Raw genomic sequence first — 24,292 nt, forward strand, 5'->3', positions numbered from 1 at the left:
TCTTTATGATGGCCGCTTCTGCGTCGCCCATCCCCGCGCCCACCCGGAGAGTCGTTTGGAAGTTTCCTTTGTTGATGAAATCCAGTCCTTGCGGCTTGGCGACGGCGACACGTTTCATGGCGAGGGCATCTTGGCGGTCACCAAGGCCTTGCTGCAATCCGGCGTGGCCTATGTGGGCGGCTACCAAGGCGCACCGGTGTCGCATTTGCTGGACGTGATGGTGCAGGCCAAGCCCTTGATGGACGAGTTGGGTGTGCATGTCGAGGCCTGTGCCAACGAAGCTTCGGCTGCGGCCATGCTGGGCGCGAGCATCCACTACCCCTTGCGCGGCGCGGTCACCTGGAAATCGATTGTCGGCACCAATGTGGCCTCGGATGCCTTGTCCAACCTGGCCTCGCCCGGCGTGTTGGGCGGTGCGCTCATTGTGGTGGGCGAAGACTATGGCGAAGGTGCATCCGTCATCCAAGAACGCACCCATGCATTTGCACTCAAAAGCACCCTGTGTCTGCTGGACCCGCGCCCAGACTTGGCGCACATGGTGAAGATGGTGGAACACGGCTTTGCGCTGTCGGAAGCCTCGAACATGCCCACGCTGCTGGAGTTGCGCATCCGCGCCTGCCATGTGCGCGGCAGTTTCCAAACCCGCAACAACCAATCCCCCAAGCTGTCCACCCGCGACCTCATGACCGAGCCCGCGCCCTTTGATTACAGCCGCTTGGCACACCCGCCGGTCACCTTTGGCCACGAAAAGAAAAAACTAGAAGAGCGCATTCCAGCCGCCCGCGCCTACATCTTGAAACACGGCTTGAACGAGCTGATGCCGGGCAGCCAGCACCCCGATTTGGGGCTGGTGGTGCAAGGCGGTTTGTACAACGCGCTGCTGCGCAGCTTGCAGCAAGTGGGCTTGGCCGATGCCTTGGGTCACAGCCAGATTCCGATCTTGGTGTTGAACGTCACCTACCCGCTGGTGCCACAGCAAGTGATTGATTTTTGCAAGGACAAGCGCGGCGTGCTGGTGGTGGAAGAAGGCTCGCCCGAGTACATTGAGCAAGACATGGCCACGCAACTGCGCCGCGCTGGGGTGCAAACACCTTTGCACGGCAAAGACATGCTGCCCGGCGCGGGCGAATACAACATCGAAGCGCTGAGCTTGGGGCTGGTGCATTTCGCCAGCACTTATTTGGGAGAGACCAGCGTGCAAGCCGCGCAGCAATGGCTGAAGGGCTTGCAACAACGCCGCGAAGACGTGGCCCAAGCCTTGGGCCAGGCGCTGCCAGCGCGGCCACCCGGCTTTTGCATCGGCTGCCCCGAGCGCCCGGTGTTTTCAGCCCTGAAACAGGTGCAACAAGCCATTGGCGCGGTGCACATCGCCGCCGACATTGGCTGCCATGCCTTGGGCACGTTTGAACCGTTCAACACCGGCCACTCCATCTTGGGCTATGGCATGAGTTTGGCCAGCCGTGCGGGTGTGTCGCCGATGATGCAAGGCCGCACCTTGGCCATCATGGGCGACGGTGGTTTTTGGCACAACGGTTTGCTGACCGGTGTGCAAAGTGCGCTGTTCAATGGCGATGATGCGGTGCTGTTGATTTTCAAAAACGGCTACACCTCGGCCACCGGCACCCAAGACATCATTTCCACACCACAAGACGCGCAAAAACAAGCGGCGGCCGATCAACACGCCAGCTTGTCGCACACCAACACCACCATCGAAAAGACCTTGCAAGGCTTGGGCGTGCAGTGGCTGCAAACCGTGCACACCTATGACGTGGCGCAGGTGAAAACCGTGTTGAAAGACGCGCTCACCTCGGACTTCAACGGTTTGAAAGTCATCATCGCCGAAGGCGAATGCCAACTCGAGCGGCAACGCCGCATCAAACCGCTGGTGGCACAACTCAAGCGTGATGGCCGTCGGGTTCAACGTGTGCGCTACGGCGTCGACGAGGACGTGTGCAATGGCGACCATGCCTGTATGCGCTTGTCGGCCTGCCCCACGCTCACTTTGAAGGACAACCCCGACCCGCTGAAAGTGGACCCAGTGGCCACCGTGATCGATGGCTGTGTCGGCTGCGGTTTGTGCGGCGAAAACGCGCACAGCGCCAGCCTGTGCCCCAGCTTTTACCGCGCTGAAATCGTGCAAAACCCCAAGCCACTGGAGCGCCTGTGGGCGGCAGTGCAACACCGCATGGTTCGCGCCTTGCAACGCGCATGAACCCGCCCATCAGTTTGTTGATCTGCGCCTTGGGCGGTGAAGGCGGCGGTGTGCTCAGCAGTTGGCTGATGGACACTGCACGCCGCGCCGGATTTCCCGCGCAAAGCTCGTCCATCCCGGGCGTGGCGCAGCGCACCGGGGCCACCACCTATTACGTGGAAGTGTGGCCCACCCCCTTGAACGCGTTGCAGGGACAGCGCCCGGTGTTCAGCCTGAACCCGGTGCCGGGCGCTTTGGATGCTTTGCTGTCCTCGGAGTTGCTGGAAACCGGGCGGCAAGTGTCTTTGGGGCTGGTCTCGCCTGATCGCACCCGGGTGTTCAGCTCCTCGGGGCGCAGCCTGACCACGCAAGAGCGCATCAGCATGGGAGACGGCCGTGCCGACAGCGCCGCCTTGCTGCACATGATTCAACAGCAGGCCAAAGAAGCGCAGGTCTGGGATTTTTCTGCCATGGCGCAAGCGCATGGCACGATGGTGAGCGCGGTCATGCTGGGCGTGGTGGCCGGCAGTGGTTTGTTGCCTTTTGAGCGTGTGCATTTCGAGTCCAGCATCCAAAAAGGCGGCGCATCAACCGCGCAAACCAACGCCAGCCTGAAAGGTTTCGCGGCGGGCTTTGAGCGCGCAGCGACTGCCCAAGCCCTGCAAGCCATGCTGCAAGACGATGACAGCCCGCAAGCCGCCTTGATTGACATGACCACCACACGCCATGCGTCCCCTGCTGCTGTGCAAGCCCTGCCCGCCGCAGTGCGCGAATTCGCGCAGCTGGGCTACCAGCGTTTGCTGGACTACCAAGGCACGGCCTATGCCAACTTGTATGTAGAGCGTTTGCAAACGGTGTTGAAGGCCGAAAACGCCGCCGACCCCGCGCATCTGCAAGGCCACGCGGCCAGCCGCCACACCGCCCGCTGGTTGGCCTTGTGGATGGCGTTTGACGACATCGTGCGGGTGGCGGATTTGAAAAGCCGCGCCAGCCGTTGGCAACGCGTGGCCGCCGAGGTGAAAGCCCAACCCGGCGAGTTGTTGCGGGTCTATGACCATTTCAAACCAGGCGTGCCCGAATTGGCCGCGCTGCTGCCGAATGCTTTGGCCACGCCCTTGCTGCGCTGGCACAACCAACGATTGGCGAAAGGTCTTGAGCCCTTGGCCTGGGCCTTGAAGATTGGCAGCCATTCGGTGCTGGGCCTGTTGGCTTTGCGCGGCTTGGCCAGCTTGAAATGGCTGCGCCCACACGGCAGCCGGTTTGGGCAAGAACAACAAGACATCGAGGCATGGTTGCTCGCCGTGACCCAAGGCTTGCAAGCAGACTGGGCTTTGGGTTGCGAACTCGCGCAATGCGGCCAGCTCATCAAAGGCTATGGCAGCACCAACGAACGCGCCAAGCGCAACCTGCAGCACATCCTTGTGCATCTGGCCTCCGCTGCTTTGAACCCGTCGGCCACTTGGCGGGCCCAAGCCGTGGCGCAAGCCCGCGCGGCCGCGTTGCAGGATGAAGAGGGCGTGTCTTTGAACAATCGCCTCGCCACCTTGGGGGCTGCCACTTTGCCCGTGGCGGTTCAACCGCTGCGCTTTGTCCGCGATGCTGCACGTCGACCATGAGACCTTCCGATTCAACCCTTGTTTCTTCAACACCATGAAAACACCCATCAATGCATTCAAACAGGCCTTGCAAACAACAACACCTCAAATCGGTTTGTGGCTGAGCCTGACCCACCTTGATACGACTGAAATTGCGGGCTTGGCAGGCTTTGATTGGTTGGTCTTGGATGGTGAACACGCGCCCTACGATTTGCAACACCTCAAAGCGGCCCTGCAAGTGTTGGCGGCCTACCCCCAGAGCCACCCGGTTGCACGTGTCCCGGTTGGCGAAACCGCCCTCATCAAACAGTATTTGGATTTGGGCGTGACCAACTTGCTGGTGCCGATGGTGGACACGCCCGAACAAGCCGCACAACTGGTGCAGGCTTGTCGCTACCCGCAAGCCGATGGCCAAGGCGGGGTGCGCGGGCTGGCGGGTGCCCGGGCCAGTCGCTGGGGGTATTTTGAAGACTATTTCAGCGCCGCGAATGAGCAAGTGTGTTTGCTGGTTCAGGCTGAAACCTTGCAGGCCATGCACAACCTGGATGCGATTGCGGCCACGCCGGGTGTGGATGGCGTCTTCATCGGTCCAGCTGACTTGTCAGCGGCCATGGGGCATATTGGCCAATTCGACCACCCTGCTGTCAAAGCCGCCATCGAAGACGGCATCGCGCGGATTCTGAAAGCCGGCAAAGCACCCGGGGTGCTCGCCACCGACGAGGCCTTGGCTCGTCATTACTTGGCCTGTGGTGCGCGGTTTGTGGCCGTGGGCTTGGACGCGCAGTTATTGACTCGCAGCAGCCGCGACTTGGCAGCACGTTTCAAGTCGGCTGCTGCGCCCGCCACACGCCAAGGCGGCAGCTATTGAAGCCAGAGACGACCGCGGGCAGATCCCAAGGGTCAAAGGCGCTGTGCTGGGTTATCCTGTTCAGATCTTTTGGACAGCTGTTCGCTTTGCTCAAACCATGACAACAAACAACCTACTGACGCCACGCAGCCTGCTTGCTGCCCTCTTGATTGGCTTGCCAGCGCTGGGCTTGGCGCAAGACAAAACCCAGACCGTGCGTGTCTCCACATGGGTGCCCGCGCAACACGCCTTGAACCCGGCCATCCAAGCCTGGGCCGAGAGCATGAAAAAAGCCTCGGGGGGCAGCATCAACCCCATCCTGTTCCCCTCCGAGCAATTGGGCAAAGCCTTTGACCATTTCGACATGGCCCGCGATGGCTTGACCGACTTCGCCTTTGTGAACCCCGGCTACCAGCCCGGTCGCTTTCCCATCTTCGCTGCAGCGTCCTTGCCATTTGAAATCAGCAATTCCAAAGCGGGCTCAGCGGCCATTGACGTTTGGTACCGCACCTATGCCGCCAAAGAGATGAAGGATGTGAAGTACTGCTTTGCCTTTGCACACGACCCCGGGGCTTTTCACTCGCGCAAAAAAGTCGTGTTGCCCACCGATGTGAAAGGCCTGAAAGTGCGCCCGGCCACCGCCACGGTGGGTCAAATGATCACTTTGCTGGGCGGCACCAATGTGCAAGCCTCGGCACCGGAGGCGCGTGACGCCATCGAGCGCGGCGTGGCCGACGCACTCACCTTTCCTTGGGGCTCCTTGTCTTTGTTTGGCATCGACAAAGTGGTGAAGTACCACATGGACGTGCCCCTGTACGTCACCCCTTTTGTGATGGTGATGAACTTGGACAAGTACAAAGCCTTGTCACCTGCACAAAAGCAAACGGTCGATGGGCATTGCACGCCTGAATGGGCTGAAAAAGTCGGCACCGCTTGGGCTGACTTTGAGATTGCGGGTCGCACCAAGCTGTTGGCCGACAAAGCCAACCGCGAGATCTACAGCCTCACCCCCGCGCAACTCGCGGCTTGGAAAACCGCGGTGGCGCCTGTGCAGAAACAATGGGCTGACGAGGTGAAAAAGCGCGGCGACGACCCCGCGCCCATTTTGAAAGCCTTGCAGCAAAGCTTGGCCAAGTACAAATCCGCGCTCTAAACCATGGCGCACTCCAGCCCCAAAACCCCATTCGACAAAATCATTGACACCATCGAATGGACGGCGGCCGTGTTCGTCGGCCTCGTCGCGCTCAACATCTTTCTGGCTGTTGTGCTGCGCAAGTTCTTCGACACCGCCATTCCCGACAGCTACGACATTGGCCGATTGCTGCTGGGCATCCTGATCTTTTGGGGCATTGCCGCCACCAGCTACCGCGGTGGTCACATCACTGTGGATCTGCTGTGGACCTATGCCAGCCCGCGTTGGAAACGCTACATCGATGTGTTCGCCACCTTGGTGTTGCTGCTGGTGGTCACGGTGCAAACCATCATGCTGTTTGACAAAGTGGCCACGACCTTTCACGACCATGTGCAAACCTATGACCTGAACCTGCCCACCTGGCCTTTCTTCGCCGTGGCGTGGATGGGCGATGTGTGTGCCGTGTTGTTGATCACCATCCGCACCTGGCGTTTGCTGCGCGACCCCGAGGCTTTGCAAACCCCCACCAGCGGAACAGGACACTGACATGGACCTGATGAATTTGAGCCCGGATGCGGTGGCCTTGATTGGCTTTATAGCCTTGTTCATGCTCATGTTGTTGCGTGTGCCAGTGGGCATGGCCATGGGCTTGGTGGGTGTGTGCGGCTACAGCTACATCGTGGGCAGTGGTCCGGCCTTGAAGTTGATTGGCCAAACCTCGATGCGCACGGTGACCGACTACACCTTTGGCGTCATCCCAATGTTCATGCTGATGGGCGCTTTTGTGTCGGTATCTGGGGTCAGTCGTGAGCTGTTCCGAGCGGCCAACGCCTTCATCGGACACATGCGCGGTGGCTTGGGTGTGGCGACCGTCGTGGCCTGCGGCGGCTTTGCAGCCATTTGCGGTTCGTCGGTGGCGACAGCCGCCACGTTTTCATCCGTGGCTTACCCCGAGATGCGCCGCTTCGGTTATCCGCAGTCGTTCGCAACCGGCGTCATCGCAGCTGGCGGCACCTTGGGAGCCATGCTGCCACCGTCCACGGTGTTGGCGGTCTATGCCATCCTCACGCAACAAGACATTGGCAAGTTGTTCATGGCGGGCATCATCCCCGGCATTTTGGCCATGCTCATGTATGTGCTCACGATTGTCATCATCGTGCGGGTGCGGCCCGACTGGTTGCCACGTGGTGAACAAAAAACCTGGCCCGAGCGCTTGCATGGTTTGAAGGACGTCTGGGCTCCGGTGCTGCTGTTTGTGTTTGTCATTGGCGGTTTGTATGGCGGCTTTTTCACGCCCACCGAGGCCGGTGGTGTGGGCGCGACCGGCGCGTTTTTACTGGGCGTGTTGCGCGGCAAACTTGACCGCGCAGGCACGCTCACAGCCTTGCTGTCGGCCACCCGCACCGCCGCCGCCGTCTTCACCGTGCTGATCGGCGCCTTGATCTTTGGCTACTTTCTGACCGTGACCCAGGTACCGCAAAACCTGACGGCTTTCCTGTCTGATTTGGGTTTGGGCCGCTATGGCGTCTTGGCACTGATCATGGTGATGTACCTGATCTTGGGTTGCTTGATGGATGCCATGGCCATGATCATCCTGACCGTGCCCATCGTCTTCCCCATCATCGTGCAACTCGGCTTTGATCCGATTTGGTTCGGCATCATCATCGTCATGACCGTCGAGCTGGGCCTGATTCACCCGCCGGTGGGCATGAATGTGTTCGTCATCAAGAGCGTGGTGCATGACGTGAGTTTCATGACCATCTTCAAAGGCGTCATTCCCTTTGTGCTGACCGACTTGCTGCGTCTGGTCATCCTGATCGCGTTCCCGATCATCGCGCTGTGGTTGCCCGAGCGCATGGGTTGATTCAGCCGCGCTGCTTACAAGCCAATCACGCCACCGCTCTTTTTGCGCACCGCCACCGCCGCACTGCGTGGCCTTGTTTCATCGACATAGTCGGGCCAACTGGAGTATTTGGACGGCTCTTTCGGGTCGCTGCGGTCCGAAGGTGATTCGCCCGGGTGCTGGATGCTCAAGAACATCGTCGTGCCATCCGGTGTGAACGACAAGCCGGTCACTTCACAGTTGGCGGGGCCGGTGAAAAAACGGCGCACCTCGCCGGTGCTCACATCACACGCCAAGAGTTGGTTGTTGCCGATCCGCTCAAACTCGCCTTGCTGCAATTGACTGCTGTGCACGTCGGTTTGAATCCACAGCAAACCGCCGGGGCCAAAGCTGATGCCATCGGGGCAGCCGAACACATCGCCTTGGATATTGCCTTTGGCTTCAGGGCGTGGATTGGCCGGATCACCGGCCAGCAGCAAATGGTTCCACTTGAACTGCAAGCCGTCGAAGTCGCCCGCATCTTGCCAACGGATGATCTGGCCCATGGTGTTGTTGGCGCGTGGGTTGGCCGCGTCCACGCCCGGTTTGCCAGGTTCGCCGCGCTGGCTGTTGTTGGTGAGCGTGCAATACACCCAGCCACTGGCCGGGTCGATGGTCAGCCATTCAGGGCGGTCCATTTTGGTGGCGCCCAAGGCATCGCTGGCCTGACGCGCTTTGACGAGTACCTCGCCTTGATCAGCAAAACCATTGGCGGCTGTCAGGGGTCCTTGGCCATGCACCAGGGGCAACCAAGCGCCGGTGCCATTGGCCTCAAACCGCGCCACATACAAGGTGCCGTGGTCTAGCAAGTCGCGGTTGGCTGCCGCACCACCGGCTTGGATTTTGTCGCGGCTGACGAATTTGTAGATGTACTCAAAGCGAGCGTCTTCACCTGAATAGACCACGGCGTGGCCCGCCTTGGTTTGGCCCACCCATGCGCCTTCATGGGCGCCTCGGCCAAGCGCCGTGCGTTTAACGGGCGTGCTGAGCGGGTCCATCGGGTCGACTTCAACGATCCAACCAAAGCGGTTCGGTTCGTTCGGGTTCAACTCGGCATTGAAACGCGCATCATGGGCTTCCCACTGGCTGTGGCTTTTGGCACGCAAACCCCAGCGCTTGTGGTGCGCCGATGGTTTGTCACCTGCCGCAAAATAACCCGCCCAATTTTCTTCGCCTGACAAGTAAGTGCCCCAGGGCGTCATGCTGCTCGCGCAATTGTTCAAAGTGCCCAAGACGCGTGTGCCTTGGGGGTCGGCGGCGGTGCGCATCAACGCATGACCAGCAGCCGGACCCGTCAATGCCATGGGCGTGTTGGCGGTGATGCGCCGCGCCCACTTCGAGGGTCGCACCATTTGCCAGCCTTTGGAGCCCAGTCGCACTTCAATCACCGAGATGCCATGGGCGTTTTGCGCCTTCAACACCTTGTCAGCGCTCATCGATTCAAAGCCGTCGGCAAACAGCAAGCCCTCGTCGATGTACTCGTGGTTGATGGCCAACAAACCATGGGTGGAACTGCCTTGCAAAGGAAAAAACACCAGGCCATCGTGGTGCATGCCCATCTGCACGGCTTGCTCTTGCGCCGTGTTGCTGGCGTCGGGTTTGTAGGTGGGCATGTTGCCCGCAATGCCCACCGCATCGCCCCAAGGGGCCAAGACTGTGGCCACGTAGTCGGCGGGCAGCTCGATGAAGTCGCCCAAGCCAATGGGCATGGCTTTGAAGCCGATGCGGCTGGGTTTGGCATGCGCCGCCAGCGGCGACAAGCTGCCCAGCAAGCCCAACCAAGCCGCCAGTTGCAGGGTTTGGCGTTTGGCCGGATCGCAGACTTGGTGAATGTTCAGGTTGCTGGAGCGATTGCTGTGCTCCATCTTCGAGAAGTCTTTGGCCATGGCTCAGAGTGAGTTCAAAAATTCCAGCAAGTCTTGGCGTTGTGCTTTGGGCATGGCCACAAATTTGTCTTTCGACAGCTTGGCCTCGCCACCGTGCCACACAATGGCCTCGGTCAGGTTGCGAGCACGCCCATCGTGCAAAAAGTTGGTGCTGGCACTGACTTGTTTGGACAAACCGATGCCCCAAAGCGGTGGGGTGCGCCAATCAGAGCCGCTGGCTTTGTAGTCGGGTCGGCCATCGGCCAAGTCGGGGCCCATGTCGTGCAGCAGCAAGTCGGTGTAGGGGCGAATCGTTTTGTTGGCGACTGCAGGCAAGGCATCAAACTTGCCGGTGCGCATCTCGGGCACATGACAGCCACCACAGCCTGCCTGCATGAACAATTCCTCGCCACGCTTGACCTCGGGTTTGTTTTTGTCACGCTGCTGCGGCACATCCAGCGACAGTGTCCAGTTGGTGATGCTGTCCCACAACTCGGGGCGCAACTCCGGCTTGGGATTGCGAATCGCTTCCAGGCATTCCTTTTGCGCAGGCATGCAATGCGGATCCGGATAAAGCGCGGAAGTGATGCCGATGTCGGCAGCGAAAGCAGCCGCGATTTGCTGTCGGACAGTGGGTTGGTTGGCTTTCCAGCCAAAGCGGCCAAGCGCGGTTTGTTGCTTGATGTCATCTCGGACATAGTTGGGTCGACCATTCAAGCCCTGTTGCTGTTGCTTTTGCGCCAAGGCCAAAATGTCTTTCTCACTCACCGCTTCCAAAAATCCCATGCCCAGCATGGCTTGCGAGTTGCGCAAAGAAAACATGGCATTGCTGGCAAGGGGTCCAAAATTCAAATTCTCAACCCGCACCTTGGGCTTGCGCAATTCCAACTCTTCGCCATCGGCAAAGGTGAATTTTTGTGTCATCCAATCAATGAAAACTTCGGCTTCACCAGCGCGCTGACTGGTGTTTTTGCGGGTGACGATGTCAAACATTTGGATGTCCGTGCCATAGTTTGGATCCGGCTTGGGCCCGCCAAATCCATCGTCTCCAGGGACCGAAATCCGCAGCACTTGCTGCACGGCCAAGCCACCGGTGTCGAGCATGCGCCCACGGCCAGCGTTCACATGACATGCCGCGCAATTGGTGGCCATGAAGTTAGGGCCCAAGCCCCACTCGCCACCGGAAGGCCCGGGCAGGGACAAGTCCCAGACCACGGGAATCGTGGGGTTGTTGACGGCGATCCAAAAGTTGTTGAACACCTTCTCGCCTTGCGGAAACTGCTTGCGTTGTTTGGCGGTCAAGCCAGCCACCGGCTGCTTGTACACATCTTGGATCAACACTTGTTTGGAGGTTTGGGTCACAGCTGGGCCAGCGCCCATGGCCAAGACAGCGAGCAACAGATAAGACAGCGGTTTTTTCAATGCAGTTCTCCAACAGGGCGCCAAGTGTTTTGGCACATTCAGGGACATTTTGACAGGTAAGCCATGGCGGGTATTTGAGGCAGCGCAAATTCCCTAAGTGATGTCCTCGCCCTTCAAGCGCCGCCACAACCACGCCAAGCCCGTTGCCACGTCCATGGTGCGCCGCTCTTGGATGGCCACAGGCGGCTTTTGGCCAGAGGTCAGGGCAGGACCGATGTTGAAGGTGAAAATGAAATTCGGGTATTGACCCATGCGCCAGTCACTCATCCACAAGTCCCCATTCACATCTTGGCTCAAGCTCACAAAACCATCGGTGAAGCGCTGCAAACGCTGCACTTGCGGATGCGCGGCATGGGTTGCCAGAAGCTCAGTTCCGCGCTCGAACGCATTGAAGCGCACCGGACGGCCCGCATCCATGAGCGAATAAAAGCCCTCGTGGAAATGCTTGCCATCGACGGCCACCACGCGCCACAAAACGGTGTTGAAGGGCGCGGGTGTCACGAACACCTGCTCGGTGGACAGGCCCGCGCCACGCAAGGACGCTTGCGCGTGACCCAGCACGTGCTGCTGCACCACGACGCTCCAACCGATATAGACACAGCTCCAAGCCAAACCGATGGTGTTGGCGTGCAATCTGCCACGGGCGCCGCGCATGGCCCAAACCACACCGGCCATGAGCGGCAGGCTGTAGAGTGGATCGATGATGAACAAACTGCCCAAGCCATAGGCCTCGTCCGTGAACGGCAGGAACAATTGGGTACCGTAAATCGTGAACCAATCCAAGATGGGGTGCGTCAACAGGGCCAAGGCGATGGCCAACCACCAGCGTCGCCACAAGCCCGGTTCATGGGTGATGCGCGCCACCAACCAAGCCAAGGGCCCTGACGCCCAAGCCAACCAAAACAAAGCGTGTGTCTCCGCTCGGTGCAACACCATGTTGAGCACCGGGTCGCCGTGGTCCAGGAGAACGTCGAGATCGGGCAACAAGCCAGCCACCCCGCCCCAGAGCGCGGCCTTCCAAGCGGCCGTGCGCCGACCCATGACAGCCACACCGATGGAAGCCCCCAAGGCGATTTGTGTCAAGGAATCCATGGACCCAGCCTCACACAAAGAACAAAGCGATGGCGCAGCCCAAAGCCACGACCCAGCTGAGGGTGCGCAGGTTGGCGCGGTCGGCCAAATAGGCGCAGATGTAGACCACACGGGCCACCACAAAGCCCAGCGCCAAGGCGTCCACGCTGGAAGTCTCAGCCCCATGGGCTTGGGCAATCAAGACCCCGGCCACGAAAATCGGCAAGGCCTCGAAGCTGTTGTGCTGCGCTGCGTTGGCGCGGGCTTGCCAACCCTCCAAGCCCGCGAGCCAGCCGCGCGGGTTGTGGTTGTCATAGCCCCCATCCTGGCGCGAGACACCAATGCCCTTCCATTTGGCGATGCCCACGCACACGACGGGCAAGAGACAGGCGATCAAAATACACAGTTCGGCGATGGTCATGATGAGGTCCTTAAAGTCTGGTCATTTTGACCTGCCCCTTATGCCTTTACAACAACCATTCGGAATTGCGGCCTAACAGATGTGGGCTCTGCGTTAAGCAATGACGCAGCAGGCTTTTTCACACTTGCATGTCAAACATACAAATTGGGGTACTGGTTTTTTTGGTTGAATGTGTTGTGCAGCGTGCTTGGTAAAACACTTGCAAGAACCACAGGATTTCTTTTGCTTGCAGAACATAAACCGTGCTACGTTCGTGCTATGGAAATTTGTAGCACGTTTTTGGCTGCAAACCCAATGAATATGGTGGCCTGGGGCAGAATCGAACTGCCGACACGCGGATTTTCAATCCGCTGCTCTACCAACTGAGCTACCGGGCCGTGGGAGGCAGACTATACCACTGCCGCCTCGGCTCACTCGGGGCTGGGTTTGAGTTTGTCACGCTCTTGCTTGAACTTGTCGTAGTCCGGCAATCGCTGGCCATCGGGCAAAGCGGGCTCGCGGCGGATTTGCTGCTGCTGGCGGATGCCTTCGTACACGCCTTGCTCGGTCACCACACCGCAGGCGGTCAGCGTCAACAACATCAGGGCAAATAGGCTTCTCATGGCGATCACTGTAATGCAACAAGGCACAATGCGGGCTCTAGCGAGCGACCCATGAACGAACCTCAACTCCGTTGCACCCACCTGACCAAGCGCTTTGGCGACAACCTGGTGGTGGACGACCTGTCTTTTGAACTGCAGCCCGGCGAATGCCTGGGCGTGATCGGCCCCAACGGGGCGGGCAAAACCACCACCTTCCGCATGTGTCTGGGGCTGACCGCGCCCGACAGCGGCAGCGTGAATGTGTTTGGCCAGTCCATGCCGCAAGACGCCTTGGCCATCAAAGAACGCTTAGGTGTCGTGAGCCAATTCGACAGCTTGGACCCGGATTTCTCTTGCGCCGAAAACCTGATGGTCTACGGCCGTTATTTCGGTATGCGCAGCGCCGACATCCAAAGCCGCATTCCTACGTTGCTTGAATTCGCAGCTTTGAGCCACAAGGCCCATGCCAAGCCCGGCGAGTTGTCGGGCGGCATGAAGCGCCGCCTGAGCTTGGCCCGTTCGCTGATCAACAACCCCTCGCTGCTTTTGCTGGACGAGCCGACCACCGGCTTGGACCCGCAAGCGCGGCACCTGATGTGGGAACGCTTGCAGCAACTCTTGCAACAAGGCAAATCGATTTTGCTGACCACGCATTTCATGGACGAGGCAGAACGACTGTGCGACCGTTTGTTGGTGGTGGACCATGGTCGCAAAATCGCCGAGGGCAAACCACGGGATTTGATTGCCGAGCACCTGGAGCCCGATGTGGTCGAGGTGTATGGCGGCGACACGCAAGCGCTGTCGCAAGGCGACTTGCGGGCCCTTGCCCAACGCATCGAGGTGAGCGGCGACACGGTGTTTTTCTACACCCAAACCGCACAGCCTTTGTTGCAAGCGCTGTTGGCTTATCCGGGGGTGCGCAGCTTGCACCGTCCGGCCAATTTGGAAGACTTGTTTTTGAAATTAACTGGGCGGCAAATCCGCGAGGAGGGTTGATGCGCCTGCGTTTTTGGCCTGTGTTTTTGCGCAACTTTTTGGTCTGGAAAAAGCTGCTGATTCCCTCCCTCATTGCCAATATCGCCGAGCCACTGATGTGGCTGGTGGCCTTTGGCTACGGCTTGGGTGCCTTGGTGGGCGAGGTGACCATGGGCGGCGACAAAATCCCGTACATCGTGTTTTTGGCCAGCGGCTCCATCTGCATGAGCGCCATGAACGCGGCCACGTTTGAAGCGCTGTATTCGGCTTTCTCGCGCATGCATGTGCAAAAAACCTGGGACGGCATCATGAACGCGCCCGTGCGTTTGGACGATGTGCTGCTGGCAGAAATGCTGTGGGCGGCGTTCAAAGCGCTGTTCACCGTCACCGCGATTTTGTTGGTGATGCTGGCCTTGGGCATTGTGCAAACCTGGAAGCTGCTGATGGCTTGGCCGATTTTGTTGGGCGTTGGCGTTGTGTTCAGCTGCTTGGCGCTCATCTTCAACGCCTTGGCCAAGGGCTACGACTTCTTCACCTACTACTTCACCTTGTTCTTGACGCCCATGATGTTCTTGAGCGGCATCTTTTTCCCGCTGGACACCCTGCCCACAGCAGTCCGATGGGTGGCCGATGTGTTGCCTCTGACCCATGCGGTCGCGCTGATTCGCCCCTTGTTTCTAGACCAATGGCCCAGCAATGTGTTGCTGCATGCAGGCGTCTTGCTGACGTATGGACTGGTCGGTTGGATGATTGCGCTGCACCTGACACGCAAACGATTCAAACAATGAATCAATACTGGCGATCGGGCACGTACACCCGCAAACCGTCCATGAAATATTCAACCACGATTTGACAGGCCAAGCGACTGTTGGCCTCGCGGGTGGTGGCCACAAAATCGAGCATGGCCGATTCTTCCTCGGTGGGTTCGAACATTTCTGCCAAATGTTCGGGCTGGATAAAGCAATGGCAAGTGGCACAGGTGCCATTGCCACCACATTCACCTGTGAAGCCATCAATGCCCGACTCTTTGGCAACGCTCAGCAGGGTTTGTCCATGCTCGGCCATGGCTTCGTTGACAGCCCCATCGGGTTGAATGAAATAAATTTGAATCATTGGTCTGCGTATACCCCAGCAGCTTTGATGATGGGGCTCCATTTGGTGATTTCAGAAAGGACGAATTTGCGATGGCCCTCAGGATCAATGCGCTTGTCAGCGATCATCACCGCCCCCAAGGTTTCTTGTTTTTTCACAAAGGCGGGGTCGCTGAGCACGCTGCGCAAAGCGGCATGCCACTGGGCTTGCACCTTGGGTGACAAGCCTTTGGGTGCATAAGTGCCATGCCAAATGCTCACCTGAAAACCTTTGACGCCCAGCTCTTGCATCGTCGGCAGGTTGCTCAAGCTGGGCAAGCTCAGGCGCTTAGGCGAAGTGACCGCGAAGGCCTTGATCTTGTTGGTTTCGATATAGGCCATGGTGTTGGTCGTTTGGTCACACAACAAATCAATTTGCCCAGCCATCAAATCGGTGATGGCCATGGACACGCCCTTGTAAGGAATGCCAACCATCTCGGTGCGCAACGACGACTGCCACAAGAGGCCACACAAATGCGAAGCCGACCCCACACCAGCGTTGCCCAGGTTCACCTTGTCTTTGTTTTTGGCAACCCAAGCCGTGAGTTCTTTGTAGTCCTTGGCTTCCAAGCTGGGGCGCGCCACGATGGTCATGGGCACCTCGTGAATCATGCCCAGATAAGTGAAATCGTTGTCCACGTCAAACCCGAGCTTGCGCACCAAGCTGGGCATGGTGGCCATGCCAATGTGGTGGATCAAAATCGTGTGGCCATCCGGGGCTGCTTTGGCGACTTTTTGCGTAGCAATCGCGCCTCCGGCACCCAAGATGTTTTCCACCACGATATTGGCGCCCCCGAAGGGCTTGCGCAAACCTTCAGCCATCTCTCGCGCCAAGCGGTCGGTGGGGCCACCGGCACTGAAGGGCACGACGATGGTGATGGGCTTGTCTTTGAGGGGAAAAGTTTGAGCCGATGCGTTCAAGGCCAGCGCCAAGGCGATCAGCGTTCCAAGCAAGGCGCGGCAGAACAAACCCGCGTTATTTGTAACTGCGAGCATCTTCAATCACCTTGCCATCATTGGGCAAACTGCCAACGGCCACCAGGCTCACATCGGCACGCAGTTTGGTGATGTCGCGCACCGCTTGTTCAATGGCGGTTTTCAGATCGGTGTTGTGCTCTGCGGCCTCGACCTGCAATTGCATCTGGTCGTTGGCCATTTCACCGGTGACGATCAAACGCGCTTTGTGCACTTGCTCGAAACGCTTGACCACTTGATCGACTTGGCCGGGGTGCACAAACATGCCGCGCACCTTGGTGGTTTGGTCGGCGCGGCCCATCCAACCTTTGATGCGCTGGTTGGTGCGGCCCGTGGGGCATGCGCCAGGCAACACGGCGGTGAGGTCGCCGGTGCCGAAACGGATGAGCGGGTAATCGGGGTTCAGGGTGGTGACCACCAACTCGCCGACTTCACCCTCTGCAACCGGGTCGCCGGTGCCGGGTCGCACGATTTCCACAATCACGCCCTCGTCCAACACCAAGCCTTCACGCGCCGAGGTTTCATAGGCGATGAGGCCGATGTCGGCCGTGGCATAGCACTGATAGGCGTCCACGCCGTGGCTGATGAACCAATCGCGCAAGGAGGGTGGGCAGGCTTCGCCACTCACCAAGGCCTTGCGCAAGGAAGGCAGTTTCACGCCCGTTTCGGCGGCTTTTTCCAAAATGATTTTCAAGAAGCTGGGCGTGCCGCAATAACCCGCCGGTTGCAAATCGAGCATGGCTTGCAACTGCTGGTCGGTTTGGCCGGTGCCGCCGGGAAACACGCTGCAACCCAAGGCATGGGCACCGCTTTCCATGATGGAACCCGCCGGTGTGAAGTGGTAGCTGAAGCAGTTGTGAATCAACTCACCAGACTGAAAACCAGCGGCATGCAGGGCTCGCGCCACGCGCCAATAGTCTGACTGCCTGCCTTCCGGTTCGTAAATGGGGCCCGGGCTGGCAAACACGCGGGGCATGTTGGCCCCAAAGCGCACCGCCGAGAAACCACCGAACACATCGTTGGCGCGCTCGGCTTGTTGTCTCGCCAGCAATTCGTATTTGCGGGTGACAGGCAAAGCGGCCAAGGCTTGACGGGTGGTGATGCTGGCCGCATCGACGCCTTGCAAGATGTGCGCAAACGCACTTGCATGTTGTTGGGCATGTGCGATTTGACGCGGTAACGCGGCCATCAGGGCCGCTTCGCGCACGGCGGGCGTGCGTTGTTCCAAGCTGTTGTCGAATGAAGTCATGGTGATTCTCAGGCCAACCAACGCTTGCGGCGTTTGTAGCTTTTCACGTCTTTGAAACTCTTGCGCTCACCGCCGCCCATGCCGAGGTAGAACTCTTTCACGTCCTCGTTGTTGGCCAGGTCTTGCGCCGCGCCGTCCATGACGATGCGACCCGACTCCATGATGTAGCCAAAGTCGGCATAACGCAGCGCCATGTTGGTGTTTTGTTCGGCCAACAAGAAGGTGACGTTTTCTTTTTGGTTCAGGTCTTTGACGATGTTGAACACCTCTTCCACGATTTGCGGGGCCAAGCCCATCGAGGGTTCATCCAGCAGCACCAAGCTGGGGTTGGCCATCAAGGCGCGGCCAATCGCACACATTTGCTGCTCGCCGCCCGAGGTGTAAGCGGCTTGCGAGCTGCGACGTGTTTTCAGGCGGGGGAAGTAGTTGTAAACCTTCTCCAAGTTGGCGGCGATTTCGGCTTTGTTGGTGCGGGTGTAACTGCCGGTCAGCAGGTTTTCTTCGATGGTCAGGTGGGCAAAGCAATGCCGCCCTTCCATGACTTGCACCACGCCGCGTTGCACCAAGTCGGCGGGTGAGAGGTTTTCAATCCGCTCGCCGCGCAACTCGATGCTGCCCTTGGTCACGTCGCCACGCTCGCCTTTGAGCAGGTTGGAAATGGCCCGCAAGGTGGTGGTTTTACCGGCACCATTGCCGCCCAGCAAGGCGACGATGCCGCGCTCGGGCACTTGCAAGGACACGCCCTTCAAGACCAAGATCACATGGTTGTAGATGACCTCGATGCCGTTGACATTCAAGACAATGTTGGGCGTGCTCATGCGTGTGTCCGGTTCAGATCAAGACTGGCAGTCTTGGCCAGTGCGACGGGTGAGTTTTTTCTCGGCGGCGTATTTGTCGGCCGTGGCTTTCACCAAGGGCTTCAAAATTTGCTCGTCCGCTTGCATCCAGTCGGAGGTGAACACCCATTTTTTGCCATCCCATGTGTGGATGCGGGTCCAGGCGGCGCCCATGTGGTCCATGCACGAAGTGCTGATCGGGCGCATCACGCCTTTGAAGCCGAGGGCGTCAAGTTTGGCTTGCGTCAAGTTCAAGTTTTCCAAGCCCCAACGCACTTGCTCGCCGGTCATGACCTTGCCTTTGCCAAAACGCTCTTGCGCGGAGCGGATGCCTTCGATGCCAATCATGGCGCTCATCACACCACGCAAATACAGCACCTGACCCACCTCTTCTTTGGAGCCTGTGCCTTGGCCTTTGGCATGGATTTGCGTCAACAAGGTTTTGACAATGTCGGCGTTGGGTTCGGCGCCATGTTGGATGGTGACCGCGTTGTAGCCCTTGGCGCCATCGGCCACATCCTTCACATCCTGCTCGGCACCGGCCCACCAGACGCCATACATTTTTTCACGGGCATAGCCCGTCGCTTGGGCTTCCTTGATGGCGGTCGAGTTCATGACGCCCCAACCCCACAGCACCACATAGTCGGGCTTGGCTTGACGCACTTGCAACCAGGTGGCTTTTTGTTCCACGCCGGGCGGCGTGACGGGCAAGAGTTGCAGCTCAAAACCGTGGTTGCGGGCGCGTTCTTGCAACAAAGGAATAGGCTCTTTGCCAAACGGGCTGTCGTGGTAGACGAGCGCTACTTTTTTGCCCTTGAGTTTGTCCCAGCCACCTTCTTTTTTGGCAATGGCTTGCATGATGGTGTCGGCGGCCACCCAGTAGGTGCCCGCGATCGGGAAGTTCCACTTGAAGACCGCACCATCGGCGCTTTCGCTGCGGCCATAGCCCACCGTCAACACGGGAATTTTGTCGCCCGGGGCTTTTTCAGTGATGGCAAAAGTAGCGCCTGTAGACAGTGTTTGGACAAAGCTGGGGTTCTTGCTTTTGAGGCGTTCATAGCACTCCACACTGCGGGCGGTGTCATAGCCGGTCTCGCATTCTTCATAGGAGATCTTGACGTTGTTGATACCGCCTTTGCTGTTGACCAACTTCAAATAGTCGACAAAACCATTGGCCCAAGGTGTGCCATTGGGCGCATACGGGCCGGTGCGGTAGGACAGCACAGGAATGAACTGTTCTTTGGATTGCGCCAGCACCGGCGCGGTCGAGGACAGCATCACAGCGCTGAGCAGCGCGGACAACAACAAGACTGGTTTTTTCATCTTCGTCTCCTTCATGAGAATTGCAATACTTCGGGATTCAATACGGGAACGGCCAGACACGCATTTTTTGCTTGCCGATCGACCACAACTTGGCCAAACCATGAGGTTCCACGATCAGGAACCAAACGATCAAGCCACCAAAAATCATCAGTTCGGTGTGCGACACCACCGTGGTTGAAATCTCCATGCCGACCATGCCAGCGATGAAGGGCAGGGCTTGGTTCAAAAAGATGGGCAACAAGATGATGAAGGCCGCACCCAAAAAGCCGCCCATGATCGAGCCCAAGCCGCCAATGATGACCATGAACAACAAGCGGAAAGATTCATTCACGGAAAAAGCACTCGGCTCCCAGGAGCCCATGTAAATAAAGGCCCACAGCGCACCCGCCACGCCGATGATGAAGGAGCTGACGGCGAAAGCGGTGAGTTTGGCGTACATCGGGCGAATGCCAATGACAGCAGCGGCCACGTCCATGTCGCGGATCGCCATCCACTCGCGACCGATCGCACCGCGCACCAGGTTTTTGGCGAGCAACGCCACCACGCACAGCAGCGTCAGGCAAAACAGGTATTTGCTGACATCGCTTTCAATCGGCAGGCCAAACACCTGCAAATTGGACACCGACACCGAGCCCGACGGCGTGTCCAAGGTGAACCACTTGATGCGCAAGAACATCCAATCGGCAAAAAACTGAGCCGCCAAGGTGGCCACGGCCAGGTAAAGACCACGCACCCGCAAACTGGGCAACCCAAACAGCACACCGAACACCGTGGCGCACAAACCGCCCAAGATGAGCGCGGGGATGAGCGGCATGTCGGGCACACGGGCGAAGAAGTTGTAAGCGCCATACGCACCCACCGCCATGAACGCGCCTGAGCCCAAAGAGATTTGGCCGCAATAACCAACCAAGACATTCACGCCAATGGCCGCCATGGCCATGATGACAAAAGGAATCAAGATGGCGCTGAACCAGTAGTCGGTGGCCATCAAGGGCACGGCGACGAAGGCCAGCAACAACATGGCCAGGATGAACCAACGATCCTGAACAATCGGAAAGATCTGCTGGTCAGCTTGGTAGCTGGTTTTGAATTGGCCGTTTTCTCTGTAGAACATGCTTACACCCGGTCAATGATCTTCTCGCCGAACAAGCCTTGCGGCCTGAAGAGCAAAAAGACGAGCGCCAATACATAGGCAAACCAAATTTCGATGCCACCACCGACAAAAGGACCCAAATACACCTCAGAGAGTTTCTCGCCCACACCGATGATCAGGCCGCCAATGATGGCCCCAGGCACCGAGGTGAGGCCACCCAAAATCACCACCGGCAAAGCACGCAAGGCGACAGTGGCCAAGGAAAACTGAACGCCGAGTTTGCTGCCCCAAATCATGCCAGCCACCAGGGCCACAACACCGGCCACACACCAGACGATGACCCAAATGCGGTTCAAGGGAATGCCAATGGATTGCGCGGCTTGGTGGTCATCGGCCACGGCACGCAGCGCCCGGCCTGTGCCGGTTTTCTGAAAAAACACCGACAAGGCGACCACCAAACAAGCGGCGATGAGTGCTGCAATCAAGTCTTCTTGGTTGATCAGGATGCCGCCTTCAAAAACGTCTTGAAAGGCGATCACCGGTTCTTTGGGCATGCCAATGTCAATCTTGTAAATGTCACTGCCAAAAATCGATTGGCCCAAGCCTTCTAGGAAATAGGTGATGCCCAAGGTCGCCATCAACAAGGTGGTGCCCTCTTGGTTGACCAAATTGCGCAGCACCAAGCGTTCAATCAACCAGGCCACCGCAAACATCACCACAGCGGCCAAAGCAAAGGCCATCAGGTTCACCAACCAAGCCGGGCCCAAGCCCGCGGTGTTCAACCATTCGGCAAAACGCGCCATTGCCAAGGCGGCAAACAAAACCATCGCGCCTTGCGCGAAATTGAACACGCCGGAGGCTTTGAAGATGAGCACGAAGCCCAAAGCCACCAGCGAATACAACATGCCAGCCATCAGGCCACCGAGCAGTGTTTCAAGAAAGAATCCCATGGCCGTCAATGTCCTGTACCGAGGTAGGCGCTGATCACCTCGGGGTTGTTGCGCACTTCATCGGGCGTGCCGTCGCCGATTTTTTTGCCGTAGTCCAGTACCACGACGCGGTCGGAGATGTCCATCACCACGCCCATGTCGTGCTCGATCAACACCACCGTGGTGCCAAATTCATCGTTCACATCCAGAATGAAGCGGCACATGTCCTGCTTTTCTTCCACGTTCATGCCAGCCATCGGTTCGTCCAACAGCAGCACTTGGGGCTCCAGCGCCAAGGCGCGGCCCAAGTCCACGCGCTTTTGCAATCCATAGGGCAGCTGCCCCACCGGGGTTTTGCGGTAGGGCTGGATTTCCAGAAAGTCGATGATTTCTTCCACCCGCTTGCGGTGTTCAATTTCTTCACGTTCTGCCGGACCCCAGCGCAGGGCTTGCATGAACAAATTGCTTTTCATGCGCAGGTTGCGCCCGGTCATGATGTTGTCCAGCACGCTCATGCCTTTGAACAAGGCCAGGTTTTGGAAGGTGCGGGCCACGCCCATGACCGCCACTTGGTGGCTGTCCATGTGGCTGAAAGTTTGGCCGCGAAACGTGATGCTGCCTTGCTGCGGTGTGTAGACACCGTTGATGCAATTGAGCATCGAGCTTTTGCCCGCGCCGTTGGGGCCGATGATGGCGCGAATTTCATGCTCGCGCACATCAAAGCTGATGTCTGAGAGCGCTTTGACACCACCAAAACTCAAAGAGATGTTGTGGACATCGAGGATGACCTCGCCAATCTGCTTGCTCATGCTGCTTGCCCCACTGGCGCAAAGGTTTTCGCGTCCATCAGCTGCAAAGTGGCGCTGACGCTGCCGCTGCGGCCGTCCTCGAACTTCACCGCGGTTTCAATGTATTGCTGGGTAAGGCCCTCGTACAAAGCGGTGACCAAGACGCCGTATTTGTCGGCGATGAAACCACGCCGGACTTTGTTGGTGCGGGTGAGTTCGCCGTCATCCGCATCGAGTTCTTTGTGCAGCACCAAGAAGCGGCTGATCTGGCTACCAGCCAACAATTGATCGGCGGCCAAATCCGCATTCACCTTTTCCACGCAATCGAGAATGAGCTGATACACCTCGGGTTTTTGCGCCAAATCGGTGTAGCCCGCATACGGCAGGTTGCGCCGCTCGGCCCAATTGCCCACTGCATCGAAGTCGATGTTCAGCATCACGCACACCTTGTCGCGGCCATCGCCATAGGCCACAGCCTCTTTGATGAACTGGAAGAACTTGAGTTTGTTTTCCACGTACTTGGGCGCGAACATCGCGCCGTCATTCACGCCGCCTTGGATGCGGCCCACGTCTTTCACGCGGTCGATGATTTTCAAATGACCGTGCGCATCCAAGAAGCCAGCGTCACTGGTGTGGTACCAGCCGTCGGCCGTCAGCACCTCGGCGGTGGCTTCGGGGTTTTTGTAATAGCCCTTGAGCAATCCGGCGGACTTGACCAAAATTTCGCCGTTGTCTGCCACCTTGATTTCCACGCCCGCACACGGCACACCCACGGTGTCGGCACGAGCTTGGTTGTCGGGCTGCAAACACACAAACACCGCGGTTTCGGTGGAGCCGTAAAGCTGCTTCAAGTTGATGCCAATCGAGCGGTAGAAGGTGAACAGATCGGGGCCAATCGCCTCACCGGCGGTGTAGCCCACACGCACCCGCGAAAAACCCAGGTTGTTGCGCAGCGGTCCATAAACCAAGAAGTCGCCCAAGCCATACAGCAGCTGACCCCACAGACCAATGGCTTCGCCGTCCATGCGCTTGGGGCCGTATTCGCGGGCCACGTCCATGAAGAAATGGAACATGCGTCGCTTCAGGGGACTGGCATCTTCCATGCGAATCATCACGTTGGTCAGCAAGCCTTCAAACACCCGGGGTGGTGCGAAGTAATAGGTCGGGCCGACTTCTTTCAAGTCGATGGTGATGGTTTCAGCCGACTCGGGGCAGTTCACCACATAGCCGCAGCACAGCCACTGGGCATAGCTGAAGATGTTCTGGCCAATCCAAGCCAGCGGCATGTAGGCCAAGACCTCTTCACGGTGGGTCAGGTGGTCAAAGTCGGCACCAGCCTTGGCGCGGTCGAGCAAGCTGCGGTGCGTGTGCACCACGCCCTTGGGGTTGCCGGTGGTGCCAGACGTGAAGAACATGGCGGCCACGTCGTCGGGCTTGCAGGTGTCAATTTGGGCGCTCAAAAAGCCAGGGGCTTGTGCCGCGGCGTTTTCACCTTCTTGCATCAAGCTGCTCAGGCTGAACAAGCCGGCTTGTTTGTAATTGCGCAAGCCGCGCGGGTCGTCGTAATAAATGTGCGTGAGGCTGGCGCAGCCGGGCTGGATGTCCAGCAGCTTGTCAACCTGCTCTTGGTTTTCCACCACGGCAAAACGCACCTCGGCATTGTTGATGGGGAACACGTACTCGGTGCCCACCGCATCTTGGTACAGGGGAATGGGCACACCGCCCAAGGCTTGCACCGCCAACATGGCGGCGTACAAATGCGGCCGGTTGGCACCGACCACCAACACGTGGTCGCCACGTGCCAAGCCTGCCAAATGAAAACCATGGGCCATGTGGTTCACCTGCGTGAACAAGGCGGACCAAGAAATGCTTTGCCAAATGCCATATTCCTTTTCGCGCAAGGCGGTGTCGCCGGGGCGCGATTGGGCATGGTCTTGCAGTAAACGGGGGAAGGTGGTGTTCATCGGACGGGTATATTAGGCGGCAC

Annotated in this window: 22 protein-coding genes and 1 tRNA gene; 8 read left to right on the forward strand and 15 right to left on the reverse strand. The window is 58.5% G+C overall.

Going from position 1 to position 24,292, the window contains the following annotated elements; all coding sequences use genetic code 11:
• Positions 1-55: 55 nt before the first annotated feature.
• The 6 genes from AC8GFP_RS09580 to AC8GFP_RS09605 all read left to right on the forward strand — a co-directional run bounded on the left by AC8GFP_RS09580 (position 56) and on the right by AC8GFP_RS09605 (position 7,629).
• Positions 56-2,212 carry a thiamine pyrophosphate-dependent enzyme gene (locus AC8GFP_RS09580; RefSeq protein WP_506612968.1) on the forward strand — a complete coding sequence of 719 codons (2,157 nt, stop codon included), beginning with the start codon at positions 56-58 and terminating at the stop codon, positions 2,210-2,212.
• Positions 2,209-3,807, forward strand: coding sequence for an indolepyruvate oxidoreductase subunit beta family protein (locus tag AC8GFP_RS09585; protein ID WP_506612607.1), 1,599 nt, complete (start codon positions 2,209-2,211; stop codon positions 3,805-3,807). Before AC8GFP_RS09580 ends, AC8GFP_RS09585 begins: the two co-directional genes overlap by 4 nt.
• 34 nt (positions 3,808-3,841) lie before the next feature.
• Complete coding sequence (locus tag AC8GFP_RS09590) at positions 3,842-4,654, forward strand: HpcH/HpaI aldolase family protein (RefSeq protein ID WP_506612609.1); 813 nt, start codon at positions 3,842-3,844, stop codon at positions 4,652-4,654.
• 97 nt (positions 4,655-4,751) lie between these two features.
• Positions 4,752-5,786: a TRAP transporter substrate-binding protein gene (locus AC8GFP_RS09595; RefSeq protein ID WP_506612611.1), complete on the forward strand. Its 1,035-nt coding sequence runs from the start codon at positions 4,752-4,754 to the stop codon at positions 5,784-5,786.
• A 3-nt stretch (positions 5,787-5,789) separates the two neighbouring features.
• On the forward strand, positions 5,790-6,311 hold the full coding sequence (locus tag AC8GFP_RS09600; RefSeq protein WP_506612613.1) for a TRAP transporter small permease: 522 nt from the start codon (positions 5,790-5,792) through the stop codon (positions 6,309-6,311).
• A gap of 1 nt (position 6,312) precedes the next feature.
• The gene (locus tag AC8GFP_RS09605; RefSeq protein WP_506612615.1) at positions 6,313-7,629 is read left to right on the forward strand and encodes a TRAP transporter large permease; all 1,317 of its coding nucleotides are present in this window, start codon (positions 6,313-6,315) and stop codon (positions 7,627-7,629) included.
• A 14-nt stretch (positions 7,630-7,643) separates the two neighbouring features.
• On the opposite strand, the gene AC8GFP_RS09610 is transcribed toward AC8GFP_RS09605, so the two are convergent.
• The 6 genes from AC8GFP_RS09610 to AC8GFP_RS09635 form a co-directional block, all read right to left on the reverse strand.
• Positions 7,644-9,533, reverse strand: a complete 1,890-nt coding sequence (locus AC8GFP_RS09610; RefSeq protein ID WP_506612617.1) for a PhoX family protein — start codon at positions 9,531-9,533, stop codon at positions 7,644-7,646.
• A gap of 3 nt (positions 9,534-9,536) precedes the next feature.
• Positions 9,537-10,934: a di-heme oxidoreductase family protein gene (locus tag AC8GFP_RS09615; protein WP_506612619.1), complete on the reverse strand. Its 1,398-nt coding sequence runs from the start codon at positions 10,932-10,934 to the stop codon at positions 9,537-9,539.
• Positions 10,935-11,027: 93 nt separating this feature from the next.
• Positions 11,028-12,026, reverse strand: coding sequence for a metal-dependent hydrolase (locus AC8GFP_RS09620; protein WP_506612621.1), 999 nt, complete (start codon positions 12,024-12,026; stop codon positions 11,028-11,030).
• A gap of 10 nt (positions 12,027-12,036) precedes the next feature.
• A complete protein-coding gene (locus AC8GFP_RS09625) occupies positions 12,037-12,426 on the reverse strand; it encodes an MAPEG family protein (protein ID WP_506612623.1) in 390 nt (129 codons plus the stop codon).
• 301 nt (positions 12,427-12,727) lie between these two features.
• A tRNA-Phe gene (locus AC8GFP_RS09630) sits at positions 12,728-12,803 on the reverse strand.
• Positions 12,804-12,836: 33 nt separating this feature from the next.
• Positions 12,837-13,028, reverse strand: a complete 192-nt coding sequence (locus AC8GFP_RS09635) for a hypothetical protein (protein ID WP_506612625.1) — start codon at positions 13,026-13,028, stop codon at positions 12,837-12,839.
• A 51-nt stretch (positions 13,029-13,079) separates the two neighbouring features.
• Here AC8GFP_RS09635 and AC8GFP_RS09640 point away from each other — a divergent pair, with 51 nt between their 5' ends.
• Entirely contained in the window at positions 13,080-14,003 is a 924-nt protein-coding gene (locus tag AC8GFP_RS09640) for an ATP-binding cassette domain-containing protein (protein ID WP_506612627.1), read from the forward strand.
• A complete protein-coding gene (locus AC8GFP_RS09645; protein WP_506612629.1) occupies positions 14,003-14,770 on the forward strand; it encodes an ABC transporter permease in 768 nt (255 codons plus the stop codon). The genes AC8GFP_RS09640 and AC8GFP_RS09645 overlap by 1 nt, the downstream gene beginning before the upstream one ends.
• 1 nt (position 14,771) lies before the next feature.
• Here AC8GFP_RS09645 and AC8GFP_RS09650 read toward each other — a convergent pair whose 3' ends face one another.
• The 9 genes from AC8GFP_RS09650 to AC8GFP_RS09690 all read right to left on the reverse strand — a co-directional run bounded on the left by AC8GFP_RS09650 (position 14,772) and on the right by AC8GFP_RS09690 (position 24,269).
• Positions 14,772-15,095 carry a 2Fe-2S iron-sulfur cluster-binding protein gene (locus tag AC8GFP_RS09650; protein WP_506612631.1) on the reverse strand — a complete coding sequence of 108 codons (324 nt, stop codon included), beginning with the start codon at positions 15,093-15,095 and terminating at the stop codon, positions 14,772-14,774.
• Positions 15,092-16,108 carry a tripartite tricarboxylate transporter substrate-binding protein gene (locus tag AC8GFP_RS09655; RefSeq protein ID WP_506612633.1) on the reverse strand — a complete coding sequence of 339 codons (1,017 nt, stop codon included), beginning with the start codon at positions 16,106-16,108 and terminating at the stop codon, positions 15,092-15,094. Before AC8GFP_RS09655 ends, AC8GFP_RS09650 begins: the two co-directional genes overlap by 4 nt.
• On the reverse strand, positions 16,089-17,336 hold the full coding sequence (locus AC8GFP_RS09660; protein ID WP_506612635.1) for a phenylacetate--CoA ligase family protein: 1,248 nt from the start codon (positions 17,334-17,336) through the stop codon (positions 16,089-16,091). The genes AC8GFP_RS09655 and AC8GFP_RS09660 overlap by 20 nt, the downstream gene beginning before the upstream one ends.
• A gap of 8 nt (positions 17,337-17,344) precedes the next feature.
• The gene (locus tag AC8GFP_RS09665) at positions 17,345-18,154 is read right to left on the reverse strand and encodes an ABC transporter ATP-binding protein (protein WP_506612637.1); all 810 of its coding nucleotides are present in this window, start codon (positions 18,152-18,154) and stop codon (positions 17,345-17,347) included.
• An 18-nt stretch (positions 18,155-18,172) separates the two neighbouring features.
• Positions 18,173-19,450, reverse strand: a complete 1,278-nt coding sequence (locus tag AC8GFP_RS09670; protein ID WP_506612970.1) for an ABC transporter substrate-binding protein — start codon at positions 19,448-19,450, stop codon at positions 18,173-18,175.
• A gap of 82 nt (positions 19,451-19,532) precedes the next feature.
• Positions 19,533-20,609 (reverse strand): branched-chain amino acid ABC transporter permease, encoded by a 1,077-nt coding sequence (locus AC8GFP_RS09675; protein WP_506612639.1) that lies wholly within the window; start codon positions 20,607-20,609, stop codon positions 19,533-19,535.
• 2 nt (positions 20,610-20,611) lie between these two features.
• Positions 20,612-21,538: a branched-chain amino acid ABC transporter permease gene (locus AC8GFP_RS09680; RefSeq protein WP_506612641.1), complete on the reverse strand. Its 927-nt coding sequence runs from the start codon at positions 21,536-21,538 to the stop codon at positions 20,612-20,614.
• A 5-nt stretch (positions 21,539-21,543) separates the two neighbouring features.
• The gene (locus tag AC8GFP_RS09685) at positions 21,544-22,326 is read right to left on the reverse strand and encodes an ABC transporter ATP-binding protein (RefSeq protein ID WP_506612643.1); all 783 of its coding nucleotides are present in this window, start codon (positions 22,324-22,326) and stop codon (positions 21,544-21,546) included.
• Positions 22,323-24,269 (reverse strand): AMP-dependent synthetase/ligase, encoded by a 1,947-nt coding sequence (locus AC8GFP_RS09690; RefSeq protein ID WP_506612645.1) that lies wholly within the window; start codon positions 24,267-24,269, stop codon positions 22,323-22,325. The genes AC8GFP_RS09685 and AC8GFP_RS09690 overlap by 4 nt, the downstream gene beginning before the upstream one ends.
• Positions 24,270-24,292: the final 23 nt, after the last annotated feature.

Origin of the sequence: Limnohabitans simekii (SeqCode) (genome assembly GCF_965234735.1) — a bacterium.
Taxonomy (GTDB): domain Bacteria; phylum Pseudomonadota; class Gammaproteobacteria; order Burkholderiales; family Burkholderiaceae_C; genus Limnohabitans; species Limnohabitans simekii.